The 25,772-nt window shown below is 70.8% G+C and carries 22 protein-coding genes and 1 tRNA gene; 7 read left to right on the top strand and 16 right to left on the bottom strand.

Translation table 11 applies throughout. The annotated features are described in order from the left end of the window. Positions 1-110: 110 nt before the first annotated feature. The 9 genes from J2Y70_RS03095 to J2Y70_RS03055 all read right to left on the bottom strand — a co-directional run bounded on the left by J2Y70_RS03095 (position 111) and on the right by J2Y70_RS03055 (position 11,159). The gene (locus J2Y70_RS03095; RefSeq protein ID WP_309913104.1) at positions 111-1,934 is read right to left on the bottom strand and encodes a DUF885 family protein; all 1,824 of its coding nucleotides are present in this window, start codon (positions 1,932-1,934) and stop codon (positions 111-113) included. Further along, positions 1,931-3,757, bottom strand: coding sequence for a DUF885 family protein (locus tag J2Y70_RS03090; RefSeq protein ID WP_309913102.1), 1,827 nt, complete (start codon positions 3,755-3,757; stop codon positions 1,931-1,933). The genes J2Y70_RS03095 and J2Y70_RS03090 overlap by 4 nt, the downstream gene beginning before the upstream one ends. A 79-nt stretch (positions 3,758-3,836) precedes the next feature. Then, on the bottom strand, positions 3,837-5,042 hold the full coding sequence (locus J2Y70_RS03085) for a Xaa-Pro peptidase family protein (protein ID WP_309913100.1): 1,206 nt from the start codon (positions 5,040-5,042) through the stop codon (positions 3,837-3,839). Continuing rightward, the gene (locus tag J2Y70_RS03080) at positions 5,039-6,631 is read right to left on the bottom strand and encodes an aldehyde dehydrogenase family protein (RefSeq protein WP_309913097.1); all 1,593 of its coding nucleotides are present in this window, start codon (positions 6,629-6,631) and stop codon (positions 5,039-5,041) included. Before J2Y70_RS03080 ends, J2Y70_RS03085 begins: the two co-directional genes overlap by 4 nt. Before the next feature lies 1 nt (position 6,632). Then, the gene (locus tag J2Y70_RS03075) at positions 6,633-7,538 is read right to left on the bottom strand and encodes a dihydrodipicolinate synthase family protein (protein WP_185813247.1); all 906 of its coding nucleotides are present in this window, start codon (positions 7,536-7,538) and stop codon (positions 6,633-6,635) included. 4 nt (positions 7,539-7,542) lie between these two features. Continuing rightward, positions 7,543-8,883, bottom strand: coding sequence for an FAD/NAD(P)-binding oxidoreductase (locus J2Y70_RS03070; RefSeq protein WP_309913092.1), 1,341 nt, complete (start codon positions 8,881-8,883; stop codon positions 7,543-7,545). Then, entirely contained in the window at positions 8,876-9,112 is a 237-nt protein-coding gene (locus J2Y70_RS03065; RefSeq protein ID WP_263398421.1) for a (2Fe-2S)-binding protein, read from the bottom strand. The genes J2Y70_RS03070 and J2Y70_RS03065 overlap by 8 nt, the downstream gene beginning before the upstream one ends. An 8-nt stretch (positions 9,113-9,120) precedes the next feature. Further along, the gene (locus tag J2Y70_RS03060; protein WP_309913089.1) at positions 9,121-10,221 is read right to left on the bottom strand and encodes an FAD-dependent oxidoreductase; all 1,101 of its coding nucleotides are present in this window, start codon (positions 10,219-10,221) and stop codon (positions 9,121-9,123) included. Beyond that, positions 10,218-11,159: a 4-hydroxyproline epimerase gene (locus tag J2Y70_RS03055; protein ID WP_309913086.1), complete on the bottom strand. Its 942-nt coding sequence runs from the start codon at positions 11,157-11,159 to the stop codon at positions 10,218-10,220. Before J2Y70_RS03055 ends, J2Y70_RS03060 begins: the two co-directional genes overlap by 4 nt. Positions 11,160-11,332: 173 nt before the next feature. On the opposite strand from J2Y70_RS03055, the gene J2Y70_RS03050 reads away from it, so the two are divergent. The 4 genes from J2Y70_RS03050 to J2Y70_RS03035 all read left to right on the top strand — a co-directional run bounded on the left by J2Y70_RS03050 (position 11,333) and on the right by J2Y70_RS03035 (position 15,135). After that, positions 11,333-12,040: an AraC family transcriptional regulator gene (locus tag J2Y70_RS03050; RefSeq protein WP_309913083.1), complete on the top strand. Its 708-nt coding sequence runs from the start codon at positions 11,333-11,335 to the stop codon at positions 12,038-12,040. 208 nt (positions 12,041-12,248) lie between these two features. Further along, on the top strand, positions 12,249-13,583 hold the full coding sequence (gene ftsY / locus J2Y70_RS03045; protein WP_309913080.1) for a signal recognition particle-docking protein FtsY: 1,335 nt from the start codon (positions 12,249-12,251) through the stop codon (positions 13,581-13,583). 181 nt (positions 13,584-13,764) lie between these two features. Then, entirely contained in the window at positions 13,765-14,826 is a 1,062-nt protein-coding gene (gene mutY, locus J2Y70_RS03040) for an A/G-specific adenine glycosylase (protein ID WP_309913077.1), read from the top strand. Between the two features lie 30 nt (positions 14,827-14,856). Further along, positions 14,857-15,135, top strand: coding sequence for an oxidative damage protection protein (locus J2Y70_RS03035; protein WP_309913074.1), 279 nt, complete (start codon positions 14,857-14,859; stop codon positions 15,133-15,135). Positions 15,136-15,271: 136 nt separating this feature from the next. Here the strand turns inward: J2Y70_RS03035 and J2Y70_RS03030 are convergent, their stop codons facing one another. After that, positions 15,272-15,733 (bottom strand): DUF6491 family protein, encoded by a 462-nt coding sequence (locus J2Y70_RS03030; protein WP_309913071.1) that lies wholly within the window; start codon positions 15,731-15,733, stop codon positions 15,272-15,274. Positions 15,734-15,903: 170 nt separating this feature from the next. Here J2Y70_RS03030 and J2Y70_RS03025 point away from each other — a divergent pair, with 170 nt between their 5' ends. Beyond that, positions 15,904-17,682, top strand: a complete 1,779-nt coding sequence (locus J2Y70_RS03025) for a VWA domain-containing protein (protein WP_309913068.1) — start codon at positions 15,904-15,906, stop codon at positions 17,680-17,682. Between the two features lie 111 nt (positions 17,683-17,793). Here J2Y70_RS03025 and J2Y70_RS03020 read toward each other — a convergent pair whose 3' ends face one another. Both J2Y70_RS03020 and J2Y70_RS03015 read right to left on the bottom strand, forming a co-directional pair. Continuing rightward, on the bottom strand, positions 17,794-18,705 hold the full coding sequence (locus J2Y70_RS03020) for a M48 family metallopeptidase (protein ID WP_309913065.1): 912 nt from the start codon (positions 18,703-18,705) through the stop codon (positions 17,794-17,796). An 82-nt stretch (positions 18,706-18,787) separates the two neighbouring features. Next, positions 18,788-20,638: a formylglycine-generating enzyme family protein gene (locus tag J2Y70_RS03015; RefSeq protein WP_309913061.1), complete on the bottom strand. Its 1,851-nt coding sequence runs from the start codon at positions 20,636-20,638 to the stop codon at positions 18,788-18,790. A gap of 140 nt (positions 20,639-20,778) precedes the next feature. Between J2Y70_RS03015 and rnd the strand changes: the two genes are divergently transcribed. Next, positions 20,779-21,873, top strand: a complete 1,095-nt coding sequence (gene rnd / locus J2Y70_RS03010) for a ribonuclease D (protein ID WP_309913057.1) — start codon at positions 20,779-20,781, stop codon at positions 21,871-21,873. A gap of 269 nt (positions 21,874-22,142) precedes the next feature. Here the strand turns inward: rnd and J2Y70_RS03005 are convergent, their stop codons facing one another. Next, positions 22,143-22,547 carry an H-NS family nucleoid-associated regulatory protein gene (locus J2Y70_RS03005; RefSeq protein WP_263397891.1) on the bottom strand — a complete coding sequence of 135 codons (405 nt, stop codon included), beginning with the start codon at positions 22,545-22,547 and terminating at the stop codon, positions 22,143-22,145. 291 nt (positions 22,548-22,838) lie between these two features. On the opposite strand from J2Y70_RS03005, the gene J2Y70_RS03000 reads away from it, so the two are divergent. Next, positions 22,839-22,914: transfer RNA gene (locus tag J2Y70_RS03000), tRNA-Ala, on the top strand. Positions 22,915-23,045: 131 nt separating this feature from the next. On the opposite strand, the gene J2Y70_RS02995 is transcribed toward J2Y70_RS03000, so the two are convergent. The 3 genes from J2Y70_RS02995 to J2Y70_RS02985 form a co-directional block, all read right to left on the bottom strand. Then, on the bottom strand, positions 23,046-23,213 hold the full coding sequence (locus J2Y70_RS02995) for a hypothetical protein (protein WP_263397890.1): 168 nt from the start codon (positions 23,211-23,213) through the stop codon (positions 23,046-23,048). A 188-nt stretch (positions 23,214-23,401) separates the two neighbouring features. After that, positions 23,402-23,932, bottom strand: coding sequence for a chemotaxis protein CheW (locus J2Y70_RS02990; RefSeq protein WP_263397889.1), 531 nt, complete (start codon positions 23,930-23,932; stop codon positions 23,402-23,404). A gap of 10 nt (positions 23,933-23,942) precedes the next feature. After that, positions 23,943-25,607 (bottom strand): methyl-accepting chemotaxis protein, encoded by a 1,665-nt coding sequence (locus J2Y70_RS02985; RefSeq protein WP_263397888.1) that lies wholly within the window; start codon positions 25,605-25,607, stop codon positions 23,943-23,945. Positions 25,608-25,772: the final 165 nt, after the last annotated feature.

Here is a 25,772-nt window from a genome sequence, read left to right as displayed (position 1 = left end):
CCCCCGCTCCGCGCCCCGGCCCGCGCCAGCGGCGCGGGCTCCAGAGCACGCGCGCCAGTGGCGCGCAAGCTGTGCCCTGCCGCCCCGATGGGAGAGGGGCGTTAGCATGCCTACTGCTTTGGCGCCTCCTGTGTCCACGGCGATTTCCCACCCTCGGCGATGAAACGGTCGATGCGCTGCTCCAGTACCGGCAGCGGCACCGAACCGGTTTCCAGGATTGCGTCGTGGAAGGCGCGGATGTCGAACTTCTCGCCGAGCGCGGCCTCCGCCTTGCGCCGCAGCTCGATGATCTTCAGCTCGCCCAGGTAGTACGACAGCGCCTGCCCCGGCCAGGCGATGTAGCGGTCGACCTCGGTGGTGACTTCGTGCTCGCTCAGCGCGGTGTTGTCGCGCAGGTAGGCGATCGCCTGTTCGCGGGTCCAGCCCTTGTGGTGGATGCCGGTGTCGATCACCAGCCGGCAGGCGCGCCACATCTGGTAGGTCAGGTAGCCGAAGCGGTCGTACGCGGTGTCGTACATCCCCATCTCCTGCCCCAGGTATTCCGAGTACAGCGCCCAGCCTTCGCCGTAGGCGGAGATGTAGCCGTAGCGGCGGAAGTCCGGCAGGCCCTGCTGCTCGGCCGCCAGCGGCATCTGCAGCGCGTGGCCGGGCGAGGATTCGTGCAGGGTCAGCGCGGTCAGGTTGTACAGCGGCCGCGACGGCAGGTTGTAGGTGTTGACCAGGTAGATGCCCGGGCCGCCGCGGCCGCCGGTGTAGAACGGCGCCAGGTCCGGCGGCACCGGCTCGATCGCGAAGCGCTGCCGCGGCAGCCGGCCGATGTAGTCGCCGACCTTGGCGTCCACGCGCTTGGAGATCCACGCCGCCTGCTTGAGCAGCTCCTCCGGCGTCTTCGGATAGAACTGCGGATCGGTGCGCAGGAATTTCAGGAACGCCGGGAAGGTCGCCTGCCCCGGCGGCGCGACGAAGCCGCTGGCGGCGATGGTCTGGTCCATGTCCTTGCGCAGCTTGGCCACTTCGCGCAGCCCGATCTGGTGGATCTGCTCGGGCGACAGGTCCAGCGTGGTGAACTCGCGGATCTGCGCGCGGTAATAGTCCTTGCCGTCCGGCAACGCCTCGCCGGCGAGCGTGCTGCGCGCCTTGGGCTGGTATTCCTCGCGCATGAAGCGCAGCAGGTCGGTGTAGGCCGGCACCACGCTATGCGCGATCGCGTCCAGCGCCTGCTGCCGCAGTTGCGCCTGCGCCTCGGCCGGGATGCTGGCCGGCATCTGCTTGAACGGGGTGTAGAACAGGTTGGCCTCGCCGCTGGCCGAGGCCACGTCGGCGATCGACTGGTCGCGGCCGGCCAGCGTCACCTTCGGCTGGCTGAAACCGCGCGCCAGGCCGGCGCGCATGTTGACCATCTGCTCGTCGAAGTAGCGCGGGATGTCGGCCAGCACTTTCAGGTAGCGCTGGTAGTCGTCGCGTGTGCGCAGCGTGGCGCGGGCGCTGAAGCCGAGATTGCTCCAGAACGCTGTGTCGCTGTTGAACGGCATCTCCCAGGCGCGGAAGCGTTGCTGGTCCAGGAACACCGCGATCTGCTGGCGGTAGACCTGGTAGTTCACCTGGTCCTGCGCCGACAGCTGCGCCGGCGCGATCGCATCGAGCTCGCGCAGCACCTGCTGCCAGTACGCGGTGCGCTGGTTCTGCGTGGCCAGGTCGACCTTGGGCAGATGGTCGGCCGCGGCGCCCTGGCTGTCCTCGTCGTCGGCGCCGGCGGACTGCTCCTGGCGCCATTTCCACTCGCGCAGGTACAACGCCTTGAAGCGCGCGCCGGCGTCGTTGGTGGTCGCTGCGGCGGCCTGCGCGGGTTCGGCGGCGATGGCGACGCCCTGCCCCGCCAGCGTGCAGACGATCGCCAGCAGCAGCGGCGCGCGAAGTCGGGAACTCAGGCTCATCGGGGTTTCTCCGGGGTGGCGACCGCAGCGGCCTTGACCTGCGCGATCCACGCGTCGATGCGCGCATCCAGCAGGTCCAGCGGCATCGCGCCGCCGCCGAGGATCTGGTCGTGGAAGGCGCGGATGTCGAAACCCGCGCCGAGTTCGCGCTTGGCCTTCTCGCGCAGCGCCAGGATGTCGAGCTCGCCGAGCTTGTAGCCCAGCGCCTGGCCCGGCCAGGCGATGTAGCGGTCGGTCTCGGCCTGGATGCTGGGTTCGTCGTCGGACGGATGCGCGTGGAAGAAGTCGATCATCTGCTGCCGGGTCCAGCGTTTGTAGTGCACGCCGGTGTCCAGCACCAGCCGATTGGCGCGCAGCAGCTCGCCGGCCAGGCGGCCGTAGTCGCTGTACGGGTCCTTGTAGAACCCCACGTCCTTGCCCAGCCGCTCGGCATACAGTGCCCAGCCTTCGACGTAGGCGTTGTAGCCGGACTGCTGGCGGAACAGCGGCAGCGGCAGGGTCTGCGCGAGCGAGATCTGCAGGTGATGGCCGGGCACGCCCTCGTGATACGCGGTGGCCTCGATGTTGACCAGGGTGCGCTGCGCGTAGTCGCTGGTGTTGACCATCACCAGCGCCGGCTTGCTGCCTTGCGCGTCGCTCTGCCAATACTCGGCGCCCGGCGCGGTGCTGCGGAACTCGGCCATCGCGCGCACTTCCAACGGCGTCTTCGGCAAGGTGCCAAACAGCTTGGGCAGCTGCGGCTGCATCTGCGCGATGTCGTCGCGGTAGCGCTGCAGGATCTGCTCGCGCGAACTGGCGAAGAACCTGCGGTCGCGCGCCACCGCCTTGCGCAGCGCGGCCAGGTCGGCATAGCCGAGCTGTTTGGCGATCGCGCTCATCTCGCCTTCGATGCGCGCCACTTCGGCCAGGCCGATCTGGTGGATCTGCTCGGGCGACTTGTCGGTGGTGGTCTGGGTATGGATCGCGTAGCGATAGCGGCGCTCGCCATCGGGCAGCGACCACAGACCTTCGTCGGCGCGGCCCTGCGGCGCGTATTCGTCGGCGACGAAATCGGCCAGCTTGGCGTAGGCCGGACGCACCTGCTGGTCGATCGCCGCGAGCATCGCCGCGCGCAGGCGCGCGCGCTCGGCCGCCGGCACCGCGTCGGGGAACGTCTGCAGCGGCAGCGCGAACGGGCTGTCGGCCCCGGCCGGCGCGGCGATCTCGCGCACCTGCGCCGGAATGCGCTCTAGCAGGTATTTGGGCTGCACCAGCCCGACCTTGGCGCCGGCGCGCGACAGCGCCACCACCTGGTCGAGCAGGGCCGGGATCGCCTGCAGGCGCTTGATGTAGTCCTCGTAGTCCTTGACGCTGGCGAACGGGAACGCCTGCGCATAGCCCGGCAACGCCAGTTGGATGCCGCCGACCGGCTCCAGCGGCATCGCATCGTTGTTCAGCGCGATCGCCTCCAGCCGGTCGCGCAACTGGCGCAGCATCATCTGCAGGCTCAGCTGGTCCTGCGCCGACAGCGCCGTCGCATCCACCGCCTCGAAGCGCTTCAGGAACTCGGCGGTGGCCTGCCGCTCGGCCTGCAGCGCCGCCGGCGAATAGTCGCTCCAGCGATCGTTGTAGCGCGTGTCGCCGATGATGCTGGCGAATTCCGGATGGTGTTCGAGCTGGTACTGCCACTGCGCGTCGAGCAAGGCGGCGAAGGCTTCGTCGGGCTTCTGCAGCGGCGCGGCGGTAGCTGTGGCCGTGGCTTGCTGCGGTGGCGTGGCCGGCTGGCAGGCCACCAGCAACGCCGCGGCCAGCGCACCGGGGACGAACAGGCGGACGCATCTCATCAGCGGACTCCGGCAAACAGATGCAACGCGGGCGGCGGCACGCGCGAGCGGCGCAAGGCGCTGGTGGCCGCCGCGCGCATCAGGCGAACGGCCGATCGATCGCCGGCGACGGCGGCGTGAACCACTGCGCGCCGTGTTCGGTGACGTAGAAATGGTCTTCCAGGCGCACGCCGAACTCGCCCGGCACCACGATCATCGGCTCGTTGCTGCAGCACATGCCCGGCGCCAGCGCCAGCGCGTTGCCGCGCACCAGGTACGGCGCCTCGTGGATGCTCATGCCGCAGCCGTGGCCGGTGCGGTGCGGCAGTCCCGGCAAGCGATAGTCGGGCCCCAGGCCCGCCGCCTGCAGCACCTCGCGTGCGGCCTGGTCCACGGCCGCGCAACTCACGCCCGGGCGCACCGCGGCGAACGCGGCGGCCTGCGCATCGTGCTCCAGCTGCCAGATACGCCGCTGCTTCTCGCTCGGTTCGCCGAAGATGTAGGTGCGGGTGATGTCGGAGTGGTAGCCGTGCACGGTGCAGCCGGTATCGATCAGCACCAGTTCGCCCGGACGCAGCGCCTGCACCCCGGGGATGCCGTGCGGATAGGCGGTGGCATGGCCGAACTGCACGATGCAGAAGGTGGAGCCGTTGTCGGCGCCGAGCGCGCGGTGCGCCTGGTCGATGAAGCGCACCAGTTCGGCGGTGGTGATGCCTTCGTGGACCAGGCCCGCGGCCAGGCGCTGCACCTGCAGGGTCATGTCGCAGGCCTGCTGCATCAACGCCAGCTCCGCGGCCGACTTGCGCATGCGGCAGCCATCCACGATCAGTGTCGCGTCGCGGATCGCGACCCGGTCCAGCACCGCGCTCAACCCGCTATGCACCGCGAAGGCGATGCCCGGATCCAGCGCCAGCGCCTGCGCGCCGAGTTCGCTCAGCGCCTCGGCGACCAGCCCGTGCGGGTCCTCGTGTTCTTCCCACAGCCGCTTGCGCACCGGGATGCGCAGCACCGCGTCCAGCGAGCCTTCCTCGAACGCCGGGCAGATCAGCAGCGGATCGCCCTCGGCGGTCAGCAGCATCGCCACCAGGCGCTCGCTGGCGCCCCACGCCACGCCGGTGAAATAACGCAGCGAGGCGCCGGCGCCGATCAGCAGCGCATCGGCGCCGTGCGCGCGCAGCAAGGTGCGTGCCTGCGCCAGCCGCTGCTGGTATTCCTGCGGCTGGATCGGCGGCGCCGGGGTCGGCCACGGCGCCAGCTGCGCCTGCGCCATGGCCAGGCTCAGCCCGCCGATCTGCGCCGCGCTCATGTCGCCTGCCCCACGTCGGCGGTGCTCCACTGGCCGTCGATCAGCCGCTGCACGCCGCCAGGATTGCGGTCGCGCAGCAGTTCCGGCAGCAGCGCATCGGGCAGGCCGTCGTAGCTGTGCAGCGCGGCGAAGCGGCGGATCGCGGCCGGCATGCCGACCGCGGTGAAGCCCGGATGGCCGGTGCTCGGGTACGGCCCGCCGTGATTCATCGCCGCGCTGACCGCCACGCCGGTCGGCATCTTGTTGCAGATCAAGCGTCCTACCCGCGGCCGCAGCGCCGCGGCCACCGCGGCGAACAGCACGTCGTCGCTGCCGTCGGCGGCACGGTACACGGTGCCGGTGAGGTTGCCCTCCAGGCTGTGCGCCAGCGCGGTCATTTCCGCCAGGCCGGCGACACGCACCACCAGGCTGACCGGGCCGAACGCCTCGGTCTGCAGCGCCTCGGGCTGTTGCAGGAAGGCCTGCGCCGAGACCTGCAGCAGGGTCGGCGCATGCCGATAGCCCGGCGCCGCTGCTGCGTCGCCGCCGGCCAGCAGCGCGGCGCCGGCGTCGCGCAGCGTGGCCACGCCGCGTTGCAGGTGCTCGAGCACGCCGCGCGAGAACAGCAGGCTCGGCGCAGCGCCGGCGAAGTGCGCCGCGGCCGCGGCGACGAACGCATCGCCGGCCTCGCCATCGGGCACTACCAGGATGCCGGGATTGGTGCAGAACTGGCCGCTGCCCATCGTGCACGAGGAGAAGAATTCCTGCGCCAGCGCCGTGCCGCGCTCGGCCAGCACGCCCGGCAGCAGGAACACCGGATTGACGCTGGACAGCTCGACATAGGCCAGCACCCCGGCGCGGTCGGCCGCGGCCTTCAGTGCCAGCCCGCCGGCACGGCTGCCGGTGAAGCCGATCGCGCCCAGCCGCGGATCGCCGGCCAGTTCCAGGCCCAGCGCGTTGTCGAAGTGGTACAGCAACTGCACCGCCGCGGCCGGCAGGCCGTTGTCCAGCAATGCCTGGTGCGCGAGCTGCGCCAGGCGCTGGCTGGTGGCCGGGTGCGAGGGATGCGCCTTGGCGATGACCGGATTGCGCGCGGCGATCGCCGAGGCGAAATCGCTGCCGGCCACCGCGTTGAACGCGAACGGGAAGTTGTTCGGGCCGAACACCAATACCGGCTTGTGCAGCGGCCCCAGCTGCGCGCGCAGCCCGGCCGCGGTGTCGATCACCGGCTGCGTCCAGCTATGGCTGCGCACCGCCTGCGCGGCCTGGCGCAACTGGCCGCTGGCGCGCGGCAGTTCCACCTTGGCCAGGCGCGGCTCGGCCGGCAGGCCGGTCTCGGCATGCGCCAGCGCGACCAGTTGCGCGACGTCGGCCTCGATCGCCGCGGCGTAGGCGTCGAGGAAGCCGGCGATGCGCTCGGGCGACGCCGCGGCCAGCGCGTCGGCGACCAGCACCGCCGCGCTCAGCGCCGCTTCCAGGTCGGCGGCGCCGCTGACCGGGAACTCCGGGCCGAATGCGTTCCCGTCGCGCGGATCCTCGGCGCGGAAGCTGCCGCGCAGCTCCAGCGAGGGCTGCCAGTGGCCGGCGAGCAACAGCGGCTGCATGCTCATCTCAGAGCCCGGGGTGGGTGGCGATGGCGTGGTCGATCACCTTCAGCGCCGCCTCGCGCTCGGCACCGTCGACGACCAGGCGCGGCGCGCGCACGCGCTCGCTGCCCAGGCCGACCTTCTCCTGCACCAGCTTGATCAGCTGCACGAACTTGGGCACGGTGTCCAGGCGCAGCAGCGGCAGGAACCAGTCGTACAGCGCCTTGGCCGCCGGGTAGCCGCCGTCGCGGGCCAGCTCGAACAGCTTCACCGACTCCTTCGGATACGCATTGACCAGGCCGGCGATCCAGCCCTTGGCGCCCATGCTGAGGCCTTCGACGATCGCATCGTCCATGCCCACCAGCAGCACCAGGCGGTCGTTGAGCAGCTCGCCCAGCGCGGCGAAGCGGCGCACGTCGCCAGAGGATTCCTTGACCGCCTGCAGGTTCGGGAATTCGGCGGCCAGTTCGGCGATCTGCGCCGGGCTGAAATCGGTCTTGTAGGCCACCGGGTTGTTGTACAGGATCACCGGCAGGTCGGTGGCGGCGATCACCGCACGCGCATGCGCGCCCATCTCGCGCCAGTCGGTGGAGTACACATACGGCGGCAGCACCATGATCCCGCCGCAGCCGACCTGCTTGGCGGCCTGCGCCAGGCGCACGGCCTCGTCGGTGGACAGCGCGGCGATGCCCGGCACCACCGGGATGCGGCCGTCCAGCGCCTGCACCAGGGTCTTCAGGACCGCGACCTTGTCGTCGAAGCTGAGCGTGGCCGCTTCGCCGAGCGAACCCAGCGGCACGATCGCGGTGCAGCCGGCGTCGACCATGACCTGCGCATGCTTGGCCAGGAACGCGTGGTCGATGCTGCCGTCGGCATTGAACGGAGTGGTGATGGCCGGCAGCACGCCGTACCAGAAGGAAGCCTTGCTCATGGGATTACACCTTGTCGAGGGTTGGGAAGGAGTGGTCGGGAGGGGAAGCGCTTGGCAGGCAATCGGCCAGCGCGGCCAGCCGCACCGGGAACAGCGGCGGCCGGCGGCCGTCGTCGGAGAAATCGTCGTGCCGCGGCGCCAGACCCAGCTCGGTCAGCGCGCTGCCGCAGATGCGGCCCTGGCAGGCGCCCATGCCGCAACGCGTGGCCAGCTTGGCGTCGCGCAGATCGTCGTAGCCACGCAGCGCCGACAGCGGCACGTCCTCGCAGCGGCACACCAGCGTGTCCGGCGCGGCCAGCGCGTGGATGCGCGGGTCCAGCGCGAAGTGGCGCTGCAGCAAGGTGGCGAACGCGCGCGCGCGCCGCCGTTGCGGGTGCAGCGCCTGCGCGGCGGCGCCCTGTCCGGCCGCCAGGTGCCCGGCGATGGCGCCTTCGACCCGCGCGCAGTCGCGGCCGCCGATGCCCAGCGCTTCGCCGGCCGCGTACACGCCTTCGACGCTGGTGCGCAGTTGCGCGTCCACCGCCACGCACGGATGCGCGCCGCTGTGCGCCAGGCGGCAGCCGAGCAGCTGCGCCAGTTCCACGTTCGGCACCAGGCCGTAGCCCACCGCCAGCTGGTCGCAGTCGATGCGGCGGCGGCCGCGCGGGCCGTCGATCTCCACCGACTGCAGTTGGCCCTCGCCGTGCGCGGCCAGCACCACGCTGCCGCTGTGGTAGCCGACGCCGGCAAGTTGCGCGCGCAGCGCCAGCGCCTGCAGCGCCTTGTCCGGCCAGCGCCACGGCAACTGCGCGGCGAAGCCGGCCAGCGCGCGCAGCGGCGCCTGTTCGACGATGCCCAGCACCTGCGCGCCGTGCCGGCGCAGCGTCGCCGCGCTGGCCAGCAACAGCGGACCGCTGCCGGCGACCAGCACGCGCTTGCCGGCCAGCGGCCAGCCCTGCTTGGCCAGCGCCTGCGCGCCGCCGGCGCCGGTGACGCCGGGCAAGGTCCAGCCCGGGAACGGCAGCAGCAGTTCGCGCGCACCGGTGGCCAGCACCAGCGCGTCGTAGCCGATCCAGCGCGCGCCCTGCGGGCCATCGGCCAGCAGTTGCCGGTCCTGCGCCATCAGCAACTGGGTCTGCGACAGGAATTCGATCTTGCTCGCCGCCAGCTGCGCCAGCACGCGCGCGGCCAGCCGCGGCGGCGCGTGGGCGACGTCGTGGCGCCAGATCTGGCCGCCGGCGCGCGCCTGCAGGTCGACCAGCGCCACGCGCCGGCCGTGCCCGGCCGCGGCCAACGCCGCCGCCAGCCCGGCCGGACCGGCGCCGGCCACGACCACGTCGTAATGCAGCGCGCGCGGCTCAGCCATCGGTCCACACCTGCATGCCGTCGCGCGCCGGGGTGATGCAGGCGCGCAACTGGCCGACGCCGTCGATGCGCACCCGGCATTCGCTGCACACGCCCATGCCGCACAGCGGCGCGCGCGGCTGGCCGCTGCGCGAGCGGCGGAAATGCACCGCGACCTGCGCCACCGCCGCGGCCACGCTGCTGCCGGCCAGCACTTCCAGGGCCTGGCCGTTGACCTGCAGGCGCAGCATCGGCGCGCTCACGACAATGCCCGCGCCGGCGCGAACGGCGCCGGGTCCAGTGCGGGGGTGCGCTGCAGCAGCAGATCCAGCAGCAGCCGTGCGCTGCCCAGCGCGGTGGTCACGCCCAGCCCTTCGTGGCCGGCCGCGACCCACACGCCGTTGCGCTGCGGCACCGCGCCCAGGTACGGACGGCCGTCGGGCGTGGCCGGACGCAGCCCGGTCCAGACCCGGATCGCCTGCAACTGGCGCAGCCCGGGCAGGAACGCGAACGCGCGCTCGAGCATGCGCTGCAGCATCGGCATCGACACGCCGCGGTCGCTGGCGTCGAATTCGCGCGAGGAGCCGATCAGGATCTGCCCGGTCGGCCGCGGCTGCACGTTGAACGCCACGCTGCTGCCGTCGCTGCCGTGTGCGCTGTCGGCATAGCCCAGCTCCAGCAACTGATGGCCGACGAAGCCGGGATAGCGGTCGGTGATCACCAACTGGCCCTTGCGCGCACGCATCGGCAGTTCCGGCAGCAGTTCCGGCAGCGCGCAGCCAGTGGCGACCAGCACCGGTCCGCTCAGGCGGCTGCCATCGTCCAGGCGCAGCCCGTCGGCGGCCAGCGCCAGCGCACGGCGCCCGGCGAAAAGCTGCGCACCGGCGGCGAGCGCGCGGCCGACCAGGTGCCGCGCCATCCGCGGCGGATACACCACCGCCTCGGCGGCCACGCGCATGCCGCCAGCCAGGCCCGGCACCAATGCCGGCTCCAACTGGTACAGCGCCTCGGCGCCGATCGCCTCGGCGCGCACGCCGGCGGCGGCCAGGCGCTGGATCTTGGCCGGGATCGCCTCCAGCTCGCGCGCCTGCCGCGCCACCCACAGCGTGCCGCAGCGGCTGTACTCGGCCTCCGGCAGCTGCGCGAATTGTTCCCACAGGCGCAGCGAATACGCCGACAGCGCCAGTTCCGCGGGGTCGTCGTCCATCGCCACCAGATGGCCCATCGCCGCGGCGGTGGAACCGCCGCCGATGCTGCCCGACTCGACGATCGCCACCCGCAGGCCCTCGGCGGCGGCCGCATCGGCGCAGGCTGCGCCGACGATACCGGCGCCGACGACGATCAGGTCGAAGCCGCTCATTCGGCGCCGATGCCCCAGGCGAACGGATCCTGCGGATCGATCAGCAGCTGCGCGCGCGCGGTGAGGTGGGCCTGCCCGGTGATCCGCGGCAGCACGCCGCGGGTGCCCGGCACGTAGCTGGCTTCGAACAAGCTGCCGAGGATGCCCTGCTGGCGCCACACCTGGCCGGCGGCCAGCTTGCCGTCGGCGGCCAGGCACGCCAGCTTGGCGCTGGTGCCGGTGCCGCACGGCGAGCGGTCGTAGGCCAGGCCCGGGCACAGCACGAAGTTGCGCGCATCGGCGCTGGCGTCCGGCGCCGGGCCGTTGATCTCGATATGGTCGATCTCGCCGTCGTCGGCGCCGCGGATGCCGGCCGCCTCCAGCGCCAGCCGCAGCGCCTCGGTGTAGGCGGTCAGCGCGCGCTGGTTGCGCAGTTCCAGCGCGCACGGGGTCTGCTCGGTGATGAAGAACCAGTTGCCGCCCCAGGCCACATCGCCGCGCACGCGGCCGTAGCCGGGCACCTGCACTTCGATGCCGGTGGCGTGGCGGTAGCTCTCCACGTTGTCCACCGACACCCGTCCGTCGCCGTGCAGTTCCACCCCGACCGTGCCCACCGGCGTCTCGATGCGGTGCGTACCTGGCGCCAGCCGGCCCATGTCGGCCAGCGTGCGCACCAGGCCGATGGTGCCGTGGCCGCACATGCCCAGGTAGCCGACGTTGTTGAAGAAGATCACCGCGGCGCAGGCGTCGGCCGCGATCGGCGGCAGCAGCAGCGCGCCGACCATGGTGTCCGAGCCGCGCGGCTCGCAGGCGATGGCGCTGCGCCAGCGATCGAAACGATCGCGGAACAGATCGCGCCGTTGCGCCAGGGGGCCAGTGCCCAGGTCGGGGAAGCCGGCGACGACGACACGGGTCGGTTCGCCGCCGGTATGCGAGTCGATCACATCGAGTGTATGCATAGGCCCATGCTCACATTCCGAGCTGCCGCGGGCTAGCAGCGTTTGCCTGTCATAAATGCGGAAGTTCGCACAACCCCAATCGCCCGGGGCGCCCCACATAGGCTAGGATCGACTTACAGGGGTACGCCGCGGCGTACCTGTCGCAGCAGCCTACAACCGCCCGGTGAATGCAGATGGAGACGATGATTTCGGCGCTGGAAATGCAGACGCTGTTCGATGCGTTGCCGGACGTGGTGTTCTTCGTCAAGGACCGCGACGGCCGCTACACCCACGTCAACCTGACCCTGGTGCGGCGCCTGGGCAAGAAATACCGCACCGACCTGATCGGCAAATCGGCGCTGGAAGTGTTCCCGTTGCCGCTGGGCGGCAGCTACCTGATGCAGGACCGGCGCGTGTTGTGCGGGGAGATGATCGAGAACCAGTTGGAAGTGCACCTGTTCCCGAACCGCACCCCCGGCTGGTGCCTGACCTTCAAGCGCCCGCTGTGCGAGCACAACGAGGTGATCGGCGTGGTCGGCATCTCCCGCGACCTGGGCCAGCCCGACAGCCGCCACTCCGCCTACGAACGCATCAGCCGCGCGATGGAGCACATGCAGGTCCACTACGGCGACAACCTGCGCGTGCAGACCCTGGCCGACCTGGCGGAACTGTCGGTGGCGCAGCTGGAGCGGCACTTCCGCCGCGTATTCCAGCTGACCCCGCAGCAACTGCTGACCAAGATGCGGATCGAAGCGGCGATGCGCCTGCTGCACGGCGAGGACAGCATCGCCAGCATCGGCCAGGCCTGCGGCTTCGCCGACCAGAGCGCGTTCGCGCGCCAGTTCAAGGCCACGGTGGGGATGACGCCGCGGGATTACCGGTCGATGAAGGGGAAGCTCTAGGTGGAGCCGGGACTGGGGACCGGGGACCGGGGACCCGGGAAAGCAGCCTGCGCGAGGTGATGCGGCGCAAGCTGGGCATGGCCTGAAGCGCGGTTGCGCATGCGCGGCCATCACGGAAATGAACTGCCGATCTGCCCCCGGGTCCCTGGTCCCCGGTCCCTAGTCCCGCCAGTGGTAGCATTCGTGGTTTAAGGTCCACGCGTTACCCATGGTCAGCCTATTCCGCCGCAACAAGCCCCAGGACAACGCTGGCGACAGCCGCAGCACCCAGCGCTACAGCATCGAGGAACTGGCGGCCGCCTTCCCCAAGTCGGCCGCTGAAGCCGCCACGCCGGCAACGGCACCGGCCGCACCCGCTGCGCCCACGGCCGAAGCCGCTCCGGCATCGCCGCCGCCTGAGGTCGCCGCGCCCGCCGCCCTGCGCGATGCGCCCACGGCCGCGCCCGATCCCATTCCCGCGCCCGGCCACGTCGCGCTCCCGCCGCAGGCGCCCACGCCGCCGCCCGAGGCGCGCGTGCCGGCCCCCGTGGCTACGCCGGCTGCAGCGGCGCCGCTTCCCGATCCGGCCGCGGCCTTCGCGGCGGCCTTCGACGTACGCGCCGACGCGCCGCCCGCCGCCGCGGCCGGCAAGTCCGGTTGGCGCGAACGCCTGCGCAACAGCACCATCGCGCGCAGCTTCGGCGGCCTGTTCTCGCGCAACCCCAAGCTCGACGACGACCTGCTCGACGAGATCGAGACCGCGCTGATCAGCGCCGACGTCGGCGTGCCGGCGACCACCGCACTGATCGAGAACCTGCGCAAGCGCATGAAGGCGCGCGAATTCGTCGACGCGCAGGCGCTGCTGCGCGCGCTGCGCGCCGACCTGATCGCGATCCTGCAGCCGGTCGCCAGGCCGCTGCAGATCGACCGCAGCGCCAAGCCCTACGTGGTGCTCACCGTCGGCGTCAACGGCGTCGGCAAGACCACCACCATCGGCAAGCTGGCCAAGCGCTTCAAGGACGAGGGCCACAGCCTGATGCTGGCCGCCGGCGACACCTTCCGCGCCGCCGCGGTGGCGCAGCTGCAGGCCTGGGGCGACCGCAACGGCGTGACCGTAATCGCGCAGGGTCAGAACGCCGACGCCGCCTCGGTCGCGTTCGATGCGCTGCAGGCCGGCAAGGCACGCGGTACCGAGGTGCTGATCGCCGACACCGCCGGGCGCCTGCACACCCAGACCGGGCTGATGAACGAACTGGGCAAGATCCGCCGCGTGCTCGGCAAGATCGACCCGGCCGCGCCGCACGAAGTGCTGATGGTGATCGACGGCACCACCGGCCAGAACGCGCTGTCGCAGCTGCGCCAGTTCCACGCCGCGGTCGGCGTCACCGGGCTGGTGGTGACCAAGCTCGACGGCACCGCCAAGGGCGGCGTGGTGTTCGCGCTGGCGCGCGAGTTCGGCATCCCGATCCGCTTCGCCGGCATCGGCGAGCGCCCGGAAGACCTGCGCGTGTTCGACGCCGAAGCCTTCGTCGACGCCCTACTGCCCGAAGCGCTCGGCGCCTGACCTAAAGCCCCTCTCCCACCGGGAGAGGGGTTGGGGTGAGGGTACGGCGAAGTCCACTGGCGCAGGCACTTGCGCTGCCCGAACCGCACAGGCTTCGCCCGTACCCTCATCCGCCCCTTCGGGGCACCTTCCCCCGAGAAGGGGGCCATGGTCCCGCTGGGAGAAGGAATAAGAAGCCAGCATGCGCCAGCCCCCAGACACCTTCGCCCCCCGCCTGCTCGCCTGGTTCGACCGCTCCGGCCGTCACGACCTGCCCTGGCAGCACCCGCGCAGTCCCTACCGGGTATGGCTGTCGGAGATCATGCTGCAGCAGACCCAGGTCGCGGTGGTGATCCCGTATTTCCTGCGCTTCCTGCAGCACTTCCCGACCCTGCCCGACCTTGCCGCGGCCGGCACCGATGCGGTGATGGCACAGTGGGCCGGGCTGGGCTACTACGCCCGCGCGCGCAACCTGCACGCCGCGGCCAAGCGCTGCGTGGAACTGCACGACGGCGAGCTGCCGCGCGATTTCGACGCGCTGCACGCGCTGCCCGGCATCGGCCGCAGCACCGCCGGAGCGATCCTGAGCCAGGCCTGGAACGATCGCTTCCCGATCCTGGACGGCAACGTCAAGCGCGTGCTGACCCGCTACCACGGCATCGCCGGCTATCCGGGCCTGCCGGCGGTGGAGAAGCCGCTGTGGGCGATCGCGCAGACGCACGTGGCCACGGTCGCCGACGGGCGCATGGCCGACTACACCCAGGCGCAGATGGATTTCGGCGCGACCCTGTGCACCCGCGCCAACCCGGCCTGCGTGCTGTGCCCGCTGCAGGACGACTGCGTGGCGCGTCGCGACGGCCTGGTCGAGGCGCTGCCCACGCCCAAGCCGGGCAAGATCCTGCCCGAGCGCGAGGCGCTGGCGCTGCTGCTGGAGAACGCCGCCGGCGAACTGCTGCTGCAGCGGCGTCCGCCGAGCGGCATCTGGGCCTCGCTGTGGACGCTGCCGCAGGCGGACAGCGAGACCGAACTGCGCGCCTGGCTCGAGCGCGAGACCCGCGGTCGCGACTTCGACGACGCCGAACCGATGCCGCCCATCGTCCACACCTTCAGCCACTATCGCCTGCACCTGCAGCCGCTGCGCCTGCGCAAGGTCGCCTTGCGCGACGCAGTGCGCGACAATGACGACCTGCGCTGGGTCGCGCGTGCCGACTTGTCCGCGCTCGGCCTGCCCGCGCCGATCCGCAAACTGCTCGACGGCCTCTGATCGTCGCCCGCCGCGCCACCAGGAACCGCCATGTCCCGCACCGTCTTCTGCCAATACCAGCAACGCGACGCCGAAGGCCTCGACTACGTGCCGTATCCCGGCGAACTCGGCCAGCGCGTGTTCGCGCAGATCGGCAAGGCCGGCTGGCAGGCATGGCTGGCGCACCAGACCATGCTGATCAACGAGAACCGCTTGTCGCCGCGCGACCCCAAGCATCGCGCGTTCCTAGAAGCGGAACTGGAGAAATTCCTGTTCCAGGGCGGCGCCGCCAAGCCCGAAGGCTACGTGGAACCCGAACAGGAATCCTGAGCCCAGGCGACCCAAGCCCCTGTAGGAGCGGCTTCAGCCGCGACAGAACCCATCCGCAAAACCCGCTGTGGCCGCAGCTACGCCTACAAGCTGCACCCACCCGTTCGACACCGACCGCAACCCGCTGACGCCAACGCTACTCCGCCGGCGCTCCCTGCTGCGTCCGTTCCTGGACCTTGGCCTCGCGCAGTTCCTTTTCCGAAGTGCGCAGCGCCTTGACGTCGAGCGGGCGGATGCTCTGGATGCGGCACGGCAGACGGATCGCACCCGGGCTGCCACCGATCACCAGCACATCGTCGAAACGCGCCGAGACCCGGTCGCTGAAGTGGGTAATGGCGATCGTCGGCGCGAAATCCAGGTCGGCGCAGCGGCCGCTCAGTTCCAGCAGGTAGGCCTGGTTGGGCCGCGTCCACACCGCCAGCGCGCTGTCGCCGAGCGCGGTCCAGCCGCTGATCCGGTTGAAGTACTGGAAGTCGCGCACCGGCGCGGCGGCATGGGCGCGGTACAGCGCCAGCCGCTCGTCGTCGCCGAGGCGATTGGTGGCGCAACCGGCCAGCAGCGCGGCCAGCCCGAGCGATGACAGCAAGAGGCGGTTCATGGCGAATGCTCCCGTGGCGATAAGCCAATGATGCACCCGCCCCATGCCATGCCGTGTGCGCGCAGGCGGGGCATTCAGCCACAAGGCAGCAAGACGGAATGGCTCTGAGCCCAACCCCGATCCCGCCCATCGCGCGTTTGCAGCCTCGGACCAACACCGAGCGCATCGCCATGCATCCACGCCCGTACCGCCCCGCCCTGCCGCCCCTGATCCTTGCCGCGCTGCTGGCAAGCTGCAGCACCGCCGAAGACCGCGCCGACGTGCGCGCGGCGGCACCGAGCGACGCCTTCGTCCGCGTCAAGGCGCAGGCATCCCACGAAGACCTGGTTGAAACCACCGCGCAGCCAGCGTCGCAATCGCCGATGACTGCGCCCGCGCCGCCGGCGCCGCTGGCGCAGGCCTTGGCGCCGGCCACGCCTGCCGCGCCTTCGCCGACACGCAAGCGGGCCGCTGCCGCCCCACGCACACAGGTGCCGATGGTCGCCGCGCCGATGCCGCAGCTGGACCGCGAACACTACGAACGCCCATCCGACAACCCCGTGCACAGCGCGCGCGAGCAACCGCTGTCCACCTTCTCGATCGACGTGGACACCGGCAGCTACACCAACGTGCGGCGCATGCTGCACGACGGCCAGCGCCCACCGGCCGACGCGGTGCGCGCCGAGGAATTCATCAACTACTTCGACTACGCGCATCCGGCGCCGCGCGATACCGATGCGCCGTTCCGCGTCACCGCCGAACTGGCCGCCGCGCCTTGGAATCCGCAGCGGCAGCTGCTGATGATCGGCATCAAGGGCTACGACGTGCCGCGCCAGGCGTTGCCGCCGGCGAATCTGGTGTTCCTGATCGACACCTCCGGCTCGATGGCCTCGGCCGACAAGCTGCCCCTGCTCAAGCAGGCCTTCGCCATGCTGGTGCCGCAGCTGCGCGCGCAGGACCGGGTCTCGATCGTGGTCTACGCCGGCTCCGCCGGGCTGGTGTTGCCGCCGACGCCCGGCGACCGCCATGCCGAGATCCTCGCCGCGCTGGAGCGGCTGCAGGCCGGCGGCAGCACCAACGGCGGCGACGGCATCCGCCTGGCCTATGCGACCGCGCGGCAGGGCTTCGTCGCCGGCGGCAGCAACCGGGTGATCCTGGCCACCGACGGCGACTTCAACGTCGGCACCGTCGACCAGGGCGCACTGGAAACCCTGGTCGCCGACCAGCGCCGCAGCGGCGTGGCGCTGAGCACGCTCGGCTTCGGCCGCGGCAACTACAACGATGCGATGGCCGAGCGCCTGGCCGACGTCGGCGACGGCAACCACGCCTACATCGATTCGGCGCGCGAGGCGCACAAGGTGCTGGTTCGGCAGATGCAGGCCACGCTGCTGACCATCGCCCGCGACGTCAAGATCCAGGTCGAGTTCAATCCGGCGCAGGTCGCCGAGTACCGCCTGATCGGCTACGAGAACCGGCTGCTGGCACGCGAGGATTTCGCCAACGACAAGGTCGATGCCGGCGACATCGGCGCCGGCCACAGCGTCACCGCGCTGTACGAGATCACCCCGGTGGGCAGCGCGGCGCAGCGCCTGCCGGCCCTGCGCTATGCCGAACCGGCGCAGCCGCAGGCGCCGCGCCAGGCCGGCGAACTGGCGCAGTTGCGGCTGCGCTACAAACTGCCCGGTCAGGAACGCAGCCGCCTGCTGCAGAGCACGATCGCCACCGCCTCGGCGACGACGCAGCCGAGCGCGGATCTGCGCTTCGCCGCCGCGGTCGCCGCCTACGCCGACCTGCTGCGCGGCGGCACGCACATCGATGGCTGGGGCTGGGCGCAGGTGGCCAGCGCGGCGCGCGCGGCGACCGGCGAGGACCGCAGCGGCAGCCGCCGCGAGTTCGTCGAACTGCTGGCGATCGGGCAAGGGCTGGTCGCGCCCGAGGCGGCGACGCCGGTCCAGGTGTCCACACGCTGATCCGGCAACCGGCGGCGGACTGCGCACGCAACCGCGTGCGCAGTCCTGTTAGGCACGACACGCGCGAGCGCGCGAGCGCCACGCCTACGACGCCTACGACGCCTACTACCGCTACCGCTGCGCAGTCTTCGCCGTTTCGCAGAAGCGCTGCCGGTATTCCATCGCCTTGGGCATCAGCGCCTGCAGGTTCTGGATCCGCGTGCCCGGGTTCGGGTGCGTTGAGGAGAACTCCGGCGGCGCCTGGCCGCCGCTGCTGGCGCTCATCCGCTCCCACAGCGGGATGGCCTCCTGCGGATCGAAGCAGGCCGCTGCGGCCAGCATCAGCCCGACCTCGTCGGCCTGGGTCTCGTGGCTGCGTGCGTACGGCAGCAGGTAGCCGTAGCCCATCGCCGCCATCGCCATCTGCTGCTGTTGCGGATCCATGCCGCTGGCCGCGCCGGCCATCTGCCCGATCTGGGTCAGCTTCTGCTGCGCCATGCGCTGCGCGCCATGGCGCAGCAACGCGTGCGCGATCTCGTGGCCCATCACCACCGCCACCGCATCGGCGTTCTTGGCCACCGGCAGCAGGCCGGTATAGACCGCCATCTTGCCGCCCGGCAGGCAGAACGCATTGGCCTGCTCGGACTCGATCACGTTGACGTCCCAGTCGAAACCGCGCGCATAGTGCTTGGCCTGCATGCCGTGTTCGGCGGCCAACGCATCCTCGACCACGTCCACCTTGGCAATCAGCCGCTGCGCGATCGCGCGCACCTGCTGCGCCACCTTCGACTGCGGATCGAGCGGACGCTCCTGCGCCAGGATCTCCTGGTAGGCCTGCAATCCCAGCGCCTTCTCGTCCTCCACGCCGAGCGAACTGTCGATCAGCACCTTCTCGCCGGTATACGGGTCTTCGCTGCGATTGGAGAACCAGTAGAACCCCGCGTACGCGGCGAAGCCCAGCAGCACCAGCCAGCGCAGCCCGCCCAGCGGCCCGCGACGGCTACCGCCCTGCTCCCCGCCCTGGCGGCCGAAGACGTTGCTCATGTCCAATCCCCTTGCTGGCTGGTGGGTGGCGACGGCGCCTGCCCGTGCGCCGCACTGTAGCCGCCGCGGCCACGCGGCCGCGTCAAATTCCGCGCACCAGGCGGAAACCAACCCGGGCGCTGGTGGTGTCGGAGTCCTGCATCAGCCGCCAGGCGGCGCGGGTCTGCTCCGGCGCATTGGCCCAATTGCCGCCGCGCACCAGCCGCGAGCGGCAGCCGGGGTTGTACCAGGCGTTGCCGTCGGCGGGCGCGCGGCGGTAGCTGGAATGCCAGCAATCGGCGACCCATTCGCTGAGGTTGCCGCCCATGTCGTGCAGGCCCCAGGCATTGGCCTTGAAGCTGGCGACCGGGGCCGGTCCCCAGAAGCCGTCGGCGTAGCCGACGAAGGCGTTGTTCCAGTGCCGGCCGCTGGGCGAGACGTCGCCGCCGCCGGTGAAGTTGCCGCTGCCGCGCGGCGGGACGCCGGCGTTGCCCCACGGATAGCGGCCGCGGCTGCCGGCGCGCAGCGCGTATTCGAACTCGGCTTCGCTGGGCAGCCGGTAGTGGCGCCCGGTCTGCAGCGACAGCCATGCCGCATAGGCCTCGGCATCGCGCACGCTGACGTGCATCACCGGGCTGTTGGGCGCGGCGCGCGCGCCGTTGTAGTCCGATTGCCAGTCGGTGCCGCTGCGGCGCACGAAATTGCCGCTGCGCTCGTCGTAGACGATCGAATGCCCGCGCCGGGTCGCGCGCGGCCGCGCGCCGCTGGCCTCGACGAAACGGCGGAACTCGGCCACGGTGACCTCGGTGATCGACATCGCGAACCCACGCTCGAAGCGCACGTAGTGTTGCGGCTGCTCCGCCGGCACCGCGCCGGGCTCGGTCGCGCTGGCGCCCATGCGGAAGCCGCCGTGCGGCACCACGATCATCTGCGGTCCGCGCTCGCCGCTGCTCATGCCGTCGGTGAACACCTGGCCGGGGCGGAAGCTGCCGTAGTGGGTGGCCAGGTCGATGCGCTCGCGCAGCATCGCCGCCACCGGGTCGCCCGGGTCGGCGATGCGCAACACCTCGCCCAGCTTCTCGCGCGCGGCCTTCAGCCCGGCCGGCGTGGCCAGGTCGCGCAGGCCGGCATCGCGCAGGCCGGCGATGCGCGCGGTGCGCACGCCCTCCACCCGCGCGCGCGCATCGCGCACCGTGGCGGCGCCGCCGCGGATGCGTGCGGCGCGCGCCAGCCAGCTGCCGGCGGCGGCGAAATCGGATGCCGCCGCGGCCGCCTCGGCGCGCCGGATCACCGCGCTCTCCACCGCCGCCACGCCCTGCCGCGCGCGCGCATCGTCGGCGTCCAGCTGCAGCGCTTCGCGGAAGTTGGCCAATGCGCCGTTGCCGTCCTCGCCGAGCCGGCCGGCGCGCAGATCCTCCTCGCCGGCACGGTTGTAGGCCAATACCCGCAGCGCGACCTCCACCCGCTGCTGCAGGCGCCGCACCGCCGGATCGTCGGCATCCAGCGACAGCGCCACCATCGCGATGAGGCCGGCGCGCTCCAGTGCCTGCTCCTGCTGCTCCGACGCGTGCAGCAGCGCATCGCCGAGTTGCAGCAACCGCAACCGCGCCTTGCGCAGGCCGTCGCGCGCCACCTTGTCCTCCGGCGCCAGCGCGCGGATCGCCAGGTACAGCGGGATCGCCGATTGCGGGTCCTCGAACAGGCGGTCTTCGGCCAGTGCGCGCGCGGCATCGCGCCGCGCCTGGGCCAGGCCGCCGCGATCGAGCGTCGGCAGCGGCGGCTGCCAGCGCGCCACCGTCTCCGCCGCATCCTCGCCGCCGATGGTGACGCTGGGCGCCTGCACCGGCTTGGCCGGCGCGGGCCTGGCCTGCGGCGCCGGCTTGGCAGGCGCAGGCGCGGGCGCCTGCCCGGTGCAGCCGCCCAGCAGCGCGGCCAGCAGGGTCCAGGCGATCACAGAACCGCTCGTGCGCACGCATCCTCCAAACGACATTTGCCTTCCGACGACATCCGCGCCATCGACGTCCGTACGGCCGGCGGGCCGACGTTAGGCTATTCTCGCCTGCCTGAGCAAACCCTGCATTCGACGGAAACCACGTGCCCTATTGGATCAAGCAACCCGCCGAGCTGGCCGAACGGCTGGCGCAGCGCCCGGCCAGGATCGGCCTGGATACCGAATTCGTCCGCGAACGCACCTACTGGCCGCAGCTGGCGCTGGTGCAGATGGCGGTGGCCGACGAGATCCTGCTGATCGATCCGCTGATTCCCGGCATGCCGCAGGCGCTGGCGCCGTGGTTGTCGGACCCTGCCATCCTCAAGGTCATGCACAGCGCCAGCGAAGACCTGGTCGCGTTCAAGTGCGCCTGCGGCGCGCTGCCGCGGCCGTTGTTCGATACCCAGATCGGCGCCGGCCTGGCCGGCATCGGCGCCGGCATGGGCTACCAGAAGCTGGTGCTGGAGATCACCGGCGTGCACCTGGCCAAGGGCGAGACCCGCTCGGACTGGCTGCGCCGCCCGCTGTCGCCGGCGCAGCTGGAATACGCCGCCGACGACGTGCGCCACCTGTTCGCGATCCACGACGCGTTGCAGCAGCGGCTGCAGGCGCTGGACCGCAGCGCCTGGCTGCACGAGGACGGCGAACGCCTGCTCGGTACCGTCGAACACGACGAAGGCGAGCGCTGGCCGCACCTGGGCATGCGCGCGGCGCAGTTCATGGATCCGCCGTCGCAACAGCGCCTGCTGCGCCTGCTGCGCTGGCGCGACGTACAGGCCCGGCACAGCGACAAGCCGCGCAGCTGGATCCTGGACAACGAGCTGGCCGCCACCCTGGCGCGTTTCCCGCCGGACGACCGCAACGGCCTGCAGGCGCTGCTCGACAAGCATCCCAAGGCGCCGCGCAAGCTCGGCGACGCATTGTGGCAGGCGCTGACCACGCCACTGCCCGACGAAGCCGAGGCACCGCTGGCGCTGGCCGCCAGCGACGACAACAAGGCGGCATTGAAGCGCCTGCAGGACGCGGTATCCGCGCGCAGCGCCGAACTGGGCCTGCCCGACGGCCTGCTCGCCTCGCGCAAGCACCTGGAAGCGCTGCTGGAAAGCGGCCAATGGCCACAACCGCTGGCCGGCTGGCGCCGCCGCGAACTGGAAGCGACGCTGCAGCCTCTGCTGGGCAGCGCCAGCCAAGGGATCTGAAGGCATTTGTAGGAGCGGCTTCAGCCGCGACAGGCGTTACCGGTAACGCCCGTCGCGGCTGAAGCCGCTCCTACAGGGTTGGTTGCCTACGCACATCGCCCCCTGCAGCCGCGACGGTGGAGAAGATGCCGCCATCAGGTTTGGATCATTCCATGCGCCGTTCGATTTCTCCGCCGCGGTTTATCGCGGAGAAACGCAAGCAATGGCAATGCCGCGCATAAAACCCACGCCCATAAAAAAGGCCAGGGAGACCTGGCCTTTTCGACCGATCAGTATTTGACCAGCGGGAACTTCAGATCCGGGTGGCGCGCCTTCCATTCGTTGTAGGCGGCGGTGCCTTCCCAGGCGGCGAACGCCTTCGGCGTGCGGCCACGGCCGGACCAGGTCTCGCCGGTGTGCGGCAGCTGGTACTTCGGCTTGACCTCGCTGCGGCCACCGGCGGACTTGGCGCTGGCGGCCTTCGGCGCGGCGCTGGTCACGTAGGCGGCGATCTCGTTGCGCTGCTTGGCGCTGAAGAACTCGGCGAACTGCTCCAGCAGCGACAGCACGTTGGCATGCGCAGCGCTGGTCTCGCCTTCGCGCGCCTGCTTCTCCTGCTCTTCCAGCTTGCGCATCTCTTCCTGCAGCTTGGCCTTGGCTTCGGCGATTTGTTGCAAGTTGCGAACTTCCGTCATTTTTCAAGGACCCGTGAATAAAAGATTTGGAACGGACGGAATATTTCATCCGGAACGACGAAATCGTCTGACGAGGATTTCGGCCTGCGATTATATCGACTCCGTTAGGCGGTTGCCCAAATGCGGCGCCGCATTCCCGACTTCGGCCGCAGCCGGACGCGGCGACGATCGCGCATGCGGCGCCCTGGCTTGCCGCCGCCTCGCGCCGCGCTTGGGACGCCGCGCCGCCGCCGATCCGCATCGCCCTCTTGGCACGCATGCCCCGGGCCAGTTAGACTACGCGTCTGATGTGGGGCGGTAGCTCAGCTGGGAGAGCGTCGCGTTCGCAATGCGAAGGTCGAGGGTTCGATCCCCTTCCGCTCCACCACTTTTCAGACGAAAGCCCCGGAGGCGACTCCGGGGCTTTTTTGTGTCTTCGGGGTGCCGCCTGCGGGATGCCAGCGCACCGTTGCCCTGCACGCCGCAGGCTGGCGGACCAGCCGGTCCGCGACGTGCGGCTCAGCCGGCCTGGTCGTTGCCGGACTTGGGCCCGCGCTCATGCGCTTCGCGCAGCTTCTGGTCCTCCAGACCGGGGCGCTGCTTGGCCACCTCGTCCTGCGCCCGGTCCTGTCGGCCCTCCTGGATCCCTTGCTGCTTGCCCTGCTGCTGCTTGTCTTTGTCTGCCATGGTCCGGACCTCGCTGTGGCGGGCGCATGCCCTGTCCCGCAAACACTAGCGAGGCAGCCGTGACGCGCATATCACGGCGCAGCCTTCGATGCGGATGACGTGCCTTCCTGCAAACAGCCGCGCGACCATGCACCGACTCTCGCGCATCGCGTCGGCGTATGCCACGCGATCGGTGCACTCCTCCGCCCTCAGGCCGCCGCCGGCAGCGCCGTCTCGGCGATGTCGTCCACGCGCAGCAGGCGCGCGCGGTCCAGCAGGATCACCAGGCGGTCCTCCAGCTTGCCCATGCCCTGCAGCAACTCCTGGCGGATGCCGCTGCCGAACGACGGCGCCGCCTCGATCTGCTGCGCCGGGATGTCCAGCACTGCACTGACCGCATCGACCAGCAGGCCGAACGCCTGGGTGGTGCCCGCGTCCTCTGCGGTCACGATCACGATGCAGCTGCGCCGGGTGACGCGGCTGGGCGCGCGGCCGAGCCGCAGTTGCAGGTCCACCACCGGCACCACCGCGCCGCGCAGGTTGATCACGCCGCGCACGCAGGCGGGCATGGTCGGTACCGCAGTCGGCGGGCGGTATTCGATGATCTCGTGGATGCCGTCGATGTTCAGGCCGAACAGTTCCTGTTCCAGTTGGAAGGTCAGGAACTGCGCCGGGACCGACGCCAGCGCCGGATCCGCGTCCAGCGGCACGGCCGCTGCGTTGCCAAGTTGTGCGCGCATGGCGTGCTCCTCAGAAGCTGGCGAACTGCGATTCGTCCGGACCCGCCGTCATCGCGTACGCCGGCTGCGGCGCACGCGGACGCACGCGCTTGGGCTCGATGCGGCTGCTGCCGAGCGCCTTGGCGCTGGGCTTGTCGGCTGCGCGCGGCGGGCGCGGCGCCTCGCCATGGCCCAGGCGGAAGAACGCCATCGACTGCTGCAGGTACTCGGCCTGCGAACTCATTTCCTCGGCGGTCGCGGCCAGTTCCTCGGACGCGGTGGCGTTCTGCTGCGTGGTCTGGCTCAGCTGCACCACCGCCGAGTTGATCTGCGCCACGCCGGAGGACTGCTCCAGCGAGGCCGCGGCGATTTCCTGCACCAGGTCGGAGGTCCGCTTGATGCTGGGCACGATGGTCTCCAGCAGGCGTCCGGCCTTTTCCGCCAGCTCGACGCTGGAACCGGCCACTTCGCCGATCTCCTGTGCGGCGACCTGGCTGCGCTCGGCCAGCTTGCGCACTTCCGCAGCGACCACGGCGAAGCCCTTGCCGTGCTCGCCGGCGCGCGCGGCCTCGATCGCCGCGTTCAGCGCGAGCAGGTTGGTCTGGTAGGCGATGTCGTCGATGATGCCGATCTTCTGCGCGATCTGCTTCATCGCCGCCACGGTGGCGACCACCGCTTCGCCGCCTTCCACGGTTTCCTTGGCGGCCTGCGCGGCCATGCCGTCGGTGATGCGCGCGTTCTCGGTGTTCTGCCCGATCGACGCGGTCATCTGCTCCAGCGATGCACTGGTTTCCTCCACGCCCGCGGCCTGCTCGGTCGAGGCCTGGCTCAGCGACTGCGCGGTGGCGCTGACCTCCTCCGACGCGCCGGCCAGGGTCTGCGCGCTGGCGTTGACCTCGCCGACTACCTGCTGCAGCTTCTCGACCATGCGCCGCATCGCCAGCAGCAACTGGCCCGCCTCGTCCTTCGAAGTGGTTTCGATCACGACGCTCAGGTCGCCGTCGGCCAGCGCATTGGCAACGTCCACCGCCTTGCCGATCGGCTTGGTCACGCTGCGGCTGATGAAGAAGCCCAGGCACACGCCGAGCAACACGCCGCCGATGATGATCGCGGTCAGCATCCTGGCGCCGCTGACATGGATCGCGCCGGTTTCCGCGCTTGCCTCGGCCGCGCGGGCTTCCTTGATGGTGGCCAGTTCGCTCATCAGCACGTCGAGCTCGTCGGAGGCGCTGCGCACCGAGGCCGACAGCGCGATGAGTTCCGGATTGGCTTCCTGCAGCGGCTCCTTGGCGACCTTTTCGATGAACTGGCCGCGATGCAGCAAGTACTGCTTCCATACCTCGTCGAAACGCGCCAGCTTGGCCTTGGACTCCGGGCTGCTGAACGAAACGCGCGCCTTGGCGACGTAATCGACCACGTTCGCGGTGTACTTGTCGATGCTGGCCAGGTGCTTGGCACGGTCCTCTTGCGTGGTCGACAGCTGCAGGTTGGAGCGCGCGCGGCCGGCATAGATCAGGTTGATGTTGGCTTCCTTGATATTGGACAGGCCGACCAGTTCGCGCTCGTACAACTGCGTGGCGTAGTCGTTGATGCGTCCCGAATTGCGGATGCCGATCGCGCCGATGCAGGCGCCGATGGCGGCCACGATCAGGAACGCGCAGGTAAGCCTGATACCGATCTTCATATTGCCCAACATGATGTCTTCCCCGATTTGTTTGGTAACGACCGCGCCAAGACGACGCGTCCGGATGTCCTTCCCGTTGCACCCTGCTGGGCTCGGAAACGAGCATCAACGTGCGGACTGCAGCGATGCGCTGCGTAGCGCTGCATCGCCCGTTGCCTGAGAGCTATCGGCGCTCCC

The sequence above is a fragment of the Xanthomonas sp. 1678 genome (assembly GCF_031455575.1).
GTDB lineage: Bacteria > Pseudomonadota > Gammaproteobacteria > Xanthomonadales > Xanthomonadaceae > Xanthomonas_A.
Note: the sequence above shows the minus strand (reverse complement) of the source record. Positions and strands in the feature narration are given on the sequence as shown.

Excerpts from the sequence above, each read along its gene's own strand:
- J2Y70_RS03095 (WP_309913104.1), bottom strand. The coding sequence starts at position 1,934 with ATGAGCCTGAGTTCCCGACTTCGCGCGCCGCTGCTGCTGGCGATCGTC.
- J2Y70_RS03090 (WP_309913102.1), bottom strand. The coding sequence starts at position 3,757 with ATGAGATGCGTCCGCCTGTTCGTCCCCGGTGCGCTGGCCGCGGCGTTG.
- J2Y70_RS03085 (WP_309913100.1), bottom strand. The coding sequence starts at position 5,042 with ATGAGCGCGGCGCAGATCGGCGGGCTGAGCCTGGCCATGGCGCAGGCG.
- J2Y70_RS03080 (WP_309913097.1), bottom strand. The coding sequence starts at position 6,631 with ATGAGCATGCAGCCGCTGTTGCTCGCCGGCCACTGGCAGCCCTCGCTG.
- J2Y70_RS03075 (WP_185813247.1), bottom strand. The coding sequence starts at position 7,538 with ATGAGCAAGGCTTCCTTCTGGTACGGCGTGCTGCCGGCCATCACCACT.
- J2Y70_RS03070 (WP_309913092.1), bottom strand. The coding sequence starts at position 8,883 with ATGGCTGAGCCGCGCGCGCTGCATTACGACGTGGTCGTGGCCGGCGCC.
- J2Y70_RS03065 (WP_263398421.1), bottom strand. The coding sequence starts at position 9,112 with ATGCTGCGCCTGCAGGTCAACGGCCAGGCCCTGGAAGTGCTGGCCGGC.
- J2Y70_RS03060 (WP_309913089.1), bottom strand. The coding sequence starts at position 10,221 with ATGAGCGGCTTCGACCTGATCGTCGTCGGCGCCGGTATCGTCGGCGCA.
- J2Y70_RS03055 (WP_309913086.1), bottom strand. The coding sequence starts at position 11,159 with ATGCATACACTCGATGTGATCGACTCGCATACCGGCGGCGAACCGACC.
- J2Y70_RS03050 (WP_309913083.1), top strand. The coding sequence starts at position 11,333 with ATGGAGACGATGATTTCGGCGCTGGAAATGCAGACGCTGTTCGATGCG.
- ftsY (WP_309913080.1), top strand. The coding sequence starts at position 12,249 with ATGGTCAGCCTATTCCGCCGCAACAAGCCCCAGGACAACGCTGGCGAC.
- mutY (WP_309913077.1), top strand. The coding sequence starts at position 13,765 with ATGCGCCAGCCCCCAGACACCTTCGCCCCCCGCCTGCTCGCCTGGTTC.
- J2Y70_RS03035 (WP_309913074.1), top strand. The coding sequence starts at position 14,857 with ATGTCCCGCACCGTCTTCTGCCAATACCAGCAACGCGACGCCGAAGGC.
- J2Y70_RS03030 (WP_309913071.1), bottom strand. The coding sequence starts at position 15,733 with ATGAACCGCCTCTTGCTGTCATCGCTCGGGCTGGCCGCGCTGCTGGCC.
- J2Y70_RS03025 (WP_309913068.1), top strand. The coding sequence starts at position 15,904 with ATGCATCCACGCCCGTACCGCCCCGCCCTGCCGCCCCTGATCCTTGCC.
- J2Y70_RS03020 (WP_309913065.1), bottom strand. The coding sequence starts at position 18,705 with ATGAGCAACGTCTTCGGCCGCCAGGGCGGGGAGCAGGGCGGTAGCCGT.
- J2Y70_RS03005 (WP_263397891.1), bottom strand. The coding sequence starts at position 22,547 with ATGACGGAAGTTCGCAACTTGCAACAAATCGCCGAAGCCAAGGCCAAG.
- J2Y70_RS02995 (WP_263397890.1), bottom strand. The coding sequence starts at position 23,213 with ATGGCAGACAAAGACAAGCAGCAGCAGGGCAAGCAGCAAGGGATCCAG.
- J2Y70_RS02990 (WP_263397889.1), bottom strand. The coding sequence starts at position 23,932 with ATGCGCGCACAACTTGGCAACGCAGCGGCCGTGCCGCTGGACGCGGAT.
- J2Y70_RS02985 (WP_263397888.1), bottom strand. The coding sequence starts at position 25,607 with ATGTTGGGCAATATGAAGATCGGTATCAGGCTTACCTGCGCGTTCCTG.